Annotated in this window: 3 protein-coding genes and 1 pseudogene; all 4 read left to right on the plus strand. The window is 46.6% G+C overall.

Going from position 1 to position 2,624, the window contains the following annotated elements:
• Positions 1-340 (plus strand): annotated as a pseudogene (locus tag Q0238_RS11435) (N-acetyl-gamma-glutamyl-phosphate reductase); the annotation flags it as partial.
• A gap of 43 nt (positions 341-383) precedes the next feature.
• A complete protein-coding gene (locus tag Q0238_RS11440) occupies positions 384-1,118 on the plus strand; it encodes a UDP-2,3-diacylglucosamine diphosphatase (RefSeq protein WP_297946164.1) in 735 nt (244 codons plus the stop codon).
• Between the two features lie 31 nt (positions 1,119-1,149).
• A complete protein-coding gene (gene serB / locus Q0238_RS11445) occupies positions 1,150-1,773 on the plus strand; it encodes a phosphoserine phosphatase SerB (RefSeq protein WP_297946166.1) in 624 nt (207 codons plus the stop codon).
• Positions 1,766-2,624 (plus strand): transaldolase (locus Q0238_RS11450; RefSeq protein ID WP_297946168.1); only part of this gene is annotated, 859 nt, incomplete at its 3' end. The genes serB and Q0238_RS11450, both read left to right, overlap by 8 nt.

A 2,624-nucleotide genomic window follows, 5' to 3' on the forward strand; every position in this document is an offset into this window, starting at 1 on the left:
TAGCACGCTTTTCGTGCCGAATTTGCTGCCGATTACGCGCGGAATGCTGGTTAGCACGTTTGGCGTACTGCAAAAGAGTGTGGATGCAGAGGCGGTGCTACGGGAGTTTTACGCAAACGAGCCTTTCGTGCGCGTCCGAAGCGAGCCCGTGAGTATAAAAAACGTCGTAGGGACGCACTTTTGCGATATTTTTGTAAAAACTGCGGGCGATAAAATTTGGATCAACTCGGCGATCGATAATCTTTTGCGCGGAGCATCGTCGCAGGCGGTCGCAAACGCAAATTTAATGTGCGGATTCGCCGAAGCTACGGCGTTGCCGCGTATCGCACACGGAATTTAAGCGATGAACTTTTTCGCAAAAGCCGTTACGCGCGGGAGCCTAGATGCAAAATAATCAAATTCAGGCGATAAAACCGGGCGCGATCTTTATCGGCGATGCGCACGCGGGCGCGAGCAGACCGCAATTTTTGAAATTTCTGCGCGCGCTAAAGGCTGAGCCTACGCCGCCACCCCAAATTTTTATGATGGGCGATATGTTTGATTTTTTGGCAAATACGACCTATGTGCAGCGCTTCTATGAAGAGGAGATCGCGCTAATAAACGAGCTGTCGCAAAAATGCGAAATTTTTTACTTCGAGGGCAACCACGATTTTAACCTGCGCGAAATTTTCCCCCGCGCAAAAGTTTATCCAAACGCCGCGCAGCCCGCTAAATTTATCTGCAAGGGTGGCGAAGCGGTACAGATTGCGCACGGCGATCTGTTTTTGCCGCGTCTAACGCAATTTGCGCTGCTTTCGCTACGAAATAGAACTTTTTTGAAATTTATGGATCTGCTCGATCGCGCTTTGAAATTTAAAATTTCAGAGATGATCTTAAAATCGCAAAAGGGGAAAAACCTCTACAGAAAAATGCCGGGTTTCAAGGCCATAATCGCGCCGAAGATCGATTTTTACGCGGCAAATTTAATCATCGAGGGACACTATCATCAAGATGAAATTTTATATTTTGGCGAAAAAAAATATATAAATTTATGCTCGTTCGGGGTTAGGAGCAAAATTTACGAGGTCGCAAAAAGCGAAAAATTTATGCTAATTCCAAAAAACTTAAACTTAAATTAGCTATAATTCCTAAATTTTTGCGAGGATATTTATGATAAAGCTTTGTGTTTTCGACTTTGATTCTACGCTGATGGACGGCGAAACGATAGGTTTTTTCGCCGCTAAAATGGGCACGCAGCGACAAGTTAGCGAAATTACAAAGCGTGCGATGGCGGGAGAGCTTGATTTTTTCGAGAGCCTTAGCGAGCGCGTGGCGCTTATAAAGGGGATGAAGCTTAGCGATGCCAAAGCTATCGCAGAAAGCCTGCCTTTTGTTTGCGGCGCTAGCGAGATCATCGCGTATCTGAAAAATAAAGGCATAAAGGTGATCGTCTTTAGCGGCGGATTTCATCTCGCTACCGACGCCGCGCAGAAAAAACTGAGCTTTGACGCGAGCTTTGCGAACTATCTGCATGAAAAGGACGGAATTTTAACCGGGCTTTTCGGCGGTGAGATGATGTTTGGATACTCAAAAGGCGCACTGCTTGCGCAGCTTAAATCGCTGATGGGCCTAAGCGCAAGCGAAGTAATGTGCGTGGGAGACGGCGCGAACGACGTTTCGATGTTTCGCGAGGCGGGACTTAAAATCGCCTTTTGCGCAAATGAAATTTTAAAAGAGCACGCAAGCGTCTGCATTGAAAAAAAGGATTTGAAGGAGATTATGAAATATGTATGATAAAGCCCTAAATTTCAGTCTTTGGTGCGACTTTTTGGAGCGCGATTTTATCGATAAAGATTTCGACGAGCTGATCAAAAAAGGGATAATTAACGGCGCGACTTCAAATCCCACAATCTTTAAAAACGCGATCCTAAGCTCCTCAGCATACGATGCGGCTAAAGAGGAATTTAGAAAAAAAGAGCCTAAAAAGCTGTATGAAATTTTAGCCACTGCGGACATCAGAAGTGCGGCGGAGAGCCTGCTTAAAAATTTTATCAACGGCGATGACGGCTTTGTGAGCATCGAGGTTGATCCGTGCTTTGCAGACGACGCCGAAGCGATGTATCGCGAGGGCAAGCACCTATATAGCACGATCGGCATGCCAAATGTCATGATCAAAATCCCCGCGACCAAGGCGGGCTACGAAGCGATGCGCGATCTACTGAAAAAGGGGATCAGCGTAAACGCGACCTTGGTTTTTTCGCCGGAGCAGGCCGCAAAATGTATCGAGGCGATAAAAGAGGGGATCGCAGGCTTTCGCCGCTACTTCCCGAAAGCAAATTTACCAAAAACCGTAATTAGCATCTTCGTTAGCCGCTTCGATAGGTTACTGGATGAAAAAATGGCCGCGGCGGACCTTCCTACCGGCAAAATCGGCACGATGAACGCTTCAAAATGCTACAATATCATCGCTAAAGAAAATTTAAACTACGTAAAACCGCTGTTTGCGAGTACGGGCGTAAAAGGAGATGATCTGCCGAAGGATTATTACGTAAGCGAGCTGATGTATCCGGGCTGCGTAAACACCGCACCACTTGAGACCATAGAGGCTTTTGTAAGTGGCGATCAAAAACCCAAAACGCCGCCGA

This window comes from uncultured Campylobacter sp. (assembly GCF_938045775.1).
Classification (GTDB): Bacteria; Campylobacterota; Campylobacteria; order Campylobacterales; family Campylobacteraceae; genus Campylobacter_B.